This is a genomic window from Streptomyces durbertensis (genome assembly GCF_014156695.1).
In the GTDB taxonomy this organism is placed as follows: domain Bacteria; phylum Actinomycetota; class Actinomycetes; order Streptomycetales; family Streptomycetaceae; genus Streptomyces; species Streptomyces durbertensis.
In genome coordinates, this window is record NZ_WMLF01000351.1 from 1 (window position 1) to 5723 (window position 5723).

General features: G+C 74.1%; 4 protein-coding genes. All 4 read left to right on the forward strand.

What is annotated here, in order from left to right; genetic code table 11:
* Positions 1-1086, forward strand: a 1086-nt coding sequence (locus tag GL263_RS19995) for an IucA/IucC family protein (protein ID WP_323379490.1), incomplete at its 5' end; no start/stop codon positions are given.
* On the forward strand, positions 1083-2474 hold the full coding sequence (locus GL263_RS20000; protein WP_182857114.1) for a lysine N(6)-hydroxylase/L-ornithine N(5)-oxygenase family protein: 1392 nt from the start codon (positions 1083-1085) through the stop codon (positions 2472-2474). The genes GL263_RS19995 and GL263_RS20000, both read left to right, overlap by 4 nt.
* A complete protein-coding gene (locus GL263_RS20005) occupies positions 2471-3901 on the forward strand; it encodes an MFS transporter (protein ID WP_182857115.1) in 1431 nt (476 codons plus the stop codon). The genes GL263_RS20000 and GL263_RS20005 overlap by 4 nt, the downstream gene beginning before the upstream one ends.
* On the forward strand, positions 3898-5723 hold a 1826-nt coding region (locus GL263_RS20010), incomplete at its 3' end, for an IucA/IucC family protein (RefSeq protein ID WP_182857116.1). The genes GL263_RS20005 and GL263_RS20010, both read left to right, overlap by 4 nt.

Here is a 5723-nt window from a genome sequence, read left to right on the forward strand (position 1 = left end):
GCCCACCCCTGGCAGGCCCGCGAGATCCTCGCCCGCCCGCGGGTGCGCCGGCTGCTGGAGGAGGGCGCCCTGCACCCCCTCGGCGCGCACGGCCCGCACTGGTACCCGACCTCCTCGGTCCGTACCGTGCACCGCCCGGACGCCGACGTCATGCTCAAACTCTCGCTCGGCATGCGCATCACCAACTCCCGCCGCAACAACCTGCGCGGCGAGATGCGGCTGGGCGTCTCGGCCGCCCGCCTGCTGGCCGCCGGCCCGCTCAAGTGGCTCGCCGCCGAGCACCCGGGCTTCGGTATCCTCCGCGACTTCGCCTGGGTCTCCGCCGGACGCGGCGACACCGAGACCGGACTCGAGACCGCCGTACGGGACAACCCCTTCCACGGCGGTGACGCCGACGCGCTCTGCGTGGCCGGCCTGCTCGCCGAACGCCCCGGCCCCGGCGACGGTACCGAACCCGGTCACCGCGCCCTCCTCGTCCACGCCGTCCGGCGCACCGCCGCCGCCCACGGCCTGGACCGCGCCGAGGCGGCCAGGCGCTGGCTGCTGGCCTATCTCGACGCCCTGGTCACGCCGCTGATCCGGCTCCAGGCCCGCTACGGCATCGCCCTCGAACCCCACCACCAGAACACCCTCGTCCACCTGGCCCCCGACGGCCTCCCGGACGGCGGCTGGTACCGCGACAGCCAGGGCTACTACGTGGCGGCCTCCCGCGCCGCCGAACTGGAGCAGCTGCTGCCCGGCGCCACCGAAGGCGTCGAGATCGTCTTCGAGGACGGCTTCGTCGACGAACGTGTCGCCTACTACCTGGGCATCAACAACCTCCTCGGCCTCGTCGGGGCGTTCGGCGCCCTCGGCCTGGCGGACGAGCAGGACCTGCTCGCCACCGCCCGGCACGCACTGGAACGGCTCCGCGCCGCCGAGCCCGGCGCCCGCGGCCTGCTCGACCTGCTGCTCGACGCGCCCGTCCTGCGCTGCAAGGGCAACTACCTCACCTGCGTGGACGGCCTCGACGAACTCGTCGGCGACGTCCACACCCAGTCCGTCTACATCGACCTTCCCAACCCTCTCGCGGAGGCCCTGCGGTGACAGCGACCCCTGAAACCCACGTGTACGACCTGGTCGGAGTGGGCATCGGACCGTTCAACCTCTCGCTCGCGGCGCTCGCCGACGGCGTGCCCGCCCTGTCCACCCTCTTCCTGGACGCCAAGCCGGCCTTCTCCTGGCACCCGGGCCTGCTGATGGAGGGCACCGTCCTCCAGGTGCCGTTCCTCGCCGACCTGGTCACCATGGCGGACCCGACCAGCCCGTGGAGCTACCTCAACTACCTGAAGTCCCACGAGCGGATGTTCCCCTTCTTCTTCTCCGAGCGCTTCCACATCCCGCGCCGCGAGTACGACCACTACTGCCGCTGGGTCGCCGAGTCCCTGCCGTCCTGCCGCTTCGACGCCCGCGTCACGGCCCTGGTGTGGGACGAGGCCGCCGACGCCTTCGCCCTCACCCACCGCTCGGCCGCCGGTGAGGAACGCCGCGTACGGGCCCGGCGCGTCGTGCTCGGTGTGGGCACCAGCCCCGTGCTGCCCGAGCCGCTGCGCGCGCTCACCGGCGAGGAGCACCGCGGCCGGATCCTGCACAGCGCCGACTACCGCACCCACCGCGCCGCGCTCGCCGCACTCGACGACGTCACCGTCATCGGCGCCGGCCAGTCCGGCGCCGAGGTCGCCCTCGACCTGATCCGCGCCCAGGACGGCCACGGCGAGGGCGGCCCGTTCGTCCGCTGGCTCGCCCGCACCCCGGCGTTCGCCCCCATGGAGTACTCCAAGCTCGGCCTGGAGCACTTCACCCCCGACTACATCCACTACTTCCGGGCCCTGCCCGAGGAGCGCCGCGAACAACTCGTGCGCGAGCAGTGGCAGCTCTACAAGGGCGTCAGCGAGGAGACGCTCGGCGAGATCCACGACGAGCTGTACGAGCGGACCATCGGCGGCGGCGCCCCGCGCGCCGGGCTGCACCCCGGCGTGGAACTGCTGGCCGCCGAGCCGGTCGACGACGGATACCGGCTCACCTGCCGTCACTCCCAGCAGGAGAGCGAGTTCACCTTCCACACCAAGGCCGTGGTCTCCGCCAGCGGATACGCCGCGCTGCGCCCGGACTTCCTGTCCGCCGACCCCGGGCTGATCGACTGGGACGAGCGCGGCCGCTACCGCGTCGACGGCGAGTACCGGGTCGCGCTGCGCCCCGGGGCGGCCGGCGAACTCTACGTCCAGAACGCCGAGATGCACACCCACGGCGTCGGCGCCCCCGACCTCACGCTGGGCGCCTGGCGGGCCGCGACCATTCTCAACTCCGCCGTCGGCAAGCCGGTGGTGCCCGTCCCCGACCGGACGGCCTGGACCACCTTCGGCGCGCCCCGCACGCCCCGGCTGCCCGGACCGCGCTCCCCACGGGCCGCCGCCCCCAGCGGCATAACACAGTGAGCGCGGCCGTCGAGCGGCCGGCGAAGGCCCGCCGCGGACCCGGGCGGCACGCCCGCGCCGTGCTCATCGCCGTCATCGGCCTCTACCTGGTCTCCGAAACCGCGCTCGCCCCCTTCCTGCCGCAGCTGTTCGCCGAACTCTTCGACGTCCACGACCCCTCGGCGACCGGCTTCTACCTGTGGGTGTGCCGCATCGTCGGGCTGGCCGCACTCCCGCTGTGGGGCCTGGCCGCCCGACGCTGGCCGCTGCACAAACTGGTGCTGACCGGGCTGTGCGGCGCCGCCGTCCTGGACCTCTCTCTGGGGCTGGCACCCAGCTACACGGCCTTCACCGTGCTCTCCGCCGCCTCGGTGGCCACCAACGCGGCACTGCTGCTGGCCTACCCGGCGTTCATCAGCGAGCACGTCCGCCACGCCGAGGAGAACACCCACCCCGACCAGGCCAGGATCGCCGGCGTCTGCTCGATCGTGGTCGTCTTCCACCTGGCCACGGTCGTCGCGACGATGACCGGGGCCGGAGTGCTTGCCCTGCCCGAACCGCGCGTCGGCATCTCCGCGTTCGCGGTGCTGGACGTGGTGCTCGCGGTGCTCATCGTCCGGGTGCTGGGCCGGATGCCGGCCGAGCAGCCGACCGGTGAGGACGCCGAGAGCGCCGGCATCACCTCCGGCACCCTCTCCGACAGCACGCCCGCCGAGCGGCCGCGCCGCCGACGGCTGTGGCTGCTGCTGCTCGCCCAGGCGGCGCTCATCGGCGTCGCCTTCGACGCGGCCAGCACCGTCGTCCGGCCCTTCTTCACCGAACTCGCCCGCGACATGGGCAGCGGCGCCGTCGGCGCGGCCGTGCTGTTCTTCCTGCCGAGCGTGGCCGCGCTGGTCGCCCTCGTCGCCGTACGCCGTGTCCACGACCGGCTCGGCGACCGGCTGCTGCCGATCGGGCTGCTGCTCGCCGCCGCCGGACTGGCCTGCCAGTACGTCGCCTCCGGGCTGCCGGCGCTCGCCGCGGGCCGCGTCCTGTTCGGCCTCGGGCTCGGCTTCGGCCAGGTCGCCGTCGAACTGGTGATGTTCCGCGCCACCGGCACCAAGGGCCCGGCCTTCACCGCGGTGGAGACCGTGCGTTCGATCGGCCTCATCGCCGCCCCGCTGGTGGCTGCCGCCGCCGTGTCCCGCGAACTCGCCCTGCCGCTGCTCATCGCGGCCGTTCTGATGGTCTGCGCCAGCCTGCTCGCCACGATCCGGCCGGACCGCCGAGACCACCGCGAGCGGCCGTCCGCGCCGCCGAGCGGCCGCACCCCGCAGGTCACCGGGACCGATGTCCCGGCCACCGCCGTCCAGCCCACGGCCGTCGAGCCCGCGGCGGCCGAGCCCACCGCCACCACCGCGCCGGTCCCCGCACCGCGCCGTGTACCCGCCGAGGAGACCCACGCATGAACCACCCCGCCCGCGACGCCTGGCACACGGCAGGACGGCGGCTGCTGCTCAAGGCGATCGAGGAATTCGCCTACGAGGAACTGCTGACACCGGAAGCCGACCCGGACACCCCCGGCGGCCACCGCCTGGACTTCGGCGACGCCGTGTGGACCTTCCGCGCCACCCGGGGCACCTTCGGCACCTGGCGCCTCGACCCGGACAGCCTGCGCCGCCGACCCGACGAGGCGGACGCCGGCACCAGCCCCGAGCGCTTCCTGCTCGACGCCCGCGCGACCCTCGGCTGGGACGGCCCCACCACCGCCGAGGTGCTGCGCGAACTCACCGCCACCCGGCAGGCCGACGCCCAGGCCCTGACCCGTGCGCTGCCCGCCGCCGACCTCGCCGACCTGGACCACCTCGAACTGGAGGCGTACCAGGACGGGCACCCGTGCATGCTGCTCAACAAGGGCCGGCTCGGCTTCTCCGCCTCCGACGCCGCCGCCTACGCGCCGGAGTCCGCCGGCGACGTCCGCCTGGTGTGGGTCGCCGTGCACGCCACGCTCGCCTCCTACTCCGGCGTGCCCGGGCTGGACGCCGACACCCTGCTGCGGGAGGAGCTGGGCCCCGAGACCTTCAGCCGCTACCGCGCCGTCCTCGCCGAGCAGTGCCGGGCCAGCGGCCTGGAGCCGGACGACTTCGTCTGGCTGCCCGTCCACCCCTTCCACTGGGACGAGGCCGTCCAGACGCTCTTCTGCGCCTACCTTGCCGACGGCCGGATCGTGCGGCTGGGGGAGAGCCCGGACCGCTACCGCCCGCTGCAGTCCATCCGCACCCTCGCCAACCTCGACCACCCCGAGCGGCGCAACGTCAAGGTGCCGCTGATGATCCGCAACACCCTGGTGTGGCGCGGACTGTCCACCGAACCGACCCGCGCGGCACCGGACGTGAGCGCCTGGCTGCACGAGCTGCGGAACCAGGACCCCCACCTGCGGGACGAGCTGCGCTTCCACCCGCTGGGCGAGGTCGCGGCCGTCGCCGTCCGCCACCCCCTGTACGAGTCCGTCGGCGACGCGCCGTACCGCTACCACGAGCTCTTCGGCGCCGTCTGGCGGGAGCCCGTCGCCGCCCTCCTCGCGGACGGCGAACGGGCCCGCACGATGGCCGCGCTGCTGAAGACCGGCAGCGACGGCCGCACCCTCGTCGCCGAACTGGTCGACCGCTCCGGCCTCACCGCGCGCGCCTGGGTGGAGCGCTTCCTCGCCGCCCTGCTGCCCGGACTGCTGCACCACCTCTACCGCTACGGCGTGGCCTTCTGCCCGCACGGGGAGAACACCGTCGTCCTCTACGACCGCAACGAGGTGCCACTGGGCATCGCGGTGAAGGACTTCGCGGAGGACGTCAACCTGCTGCCCGGCGACCACCCCGCCTACCGCTCGCTCACCGAGCGGGCGAGCGCGGTCCTGCTGCGCTGGCCGGCGCACGAACTCGCGCACTCGCTGCTCAGCGCCGTCTTCGCCGGCCACTTCCGGTTCTTCGCCCCGCTGCTGGCCGAGCACCTGGCCGTGCCCGAGGACGAGTTCTGGGCCATGGTCCGCGCGGAGATCGAGCGCTACCACGCCGCGCACCCGGAACTCGCCGACCGCTTCGACGACTTCGGGCTGCTCGCCCCGGAGTTCGACCGGGTCGCGCTCAACCGCGAACAGCTCCTCGGCGGCGGCTTCCACGACCGCGCCGAGCGGGACGAGGGCTTCGACGTCGTGCACGGCCGCGTCGCCAACCCCCTGGCCACCGCCACACCCGCCGCGCGCACCACGGCCGCGACCACCCTGCCGGGCCCCCGGAC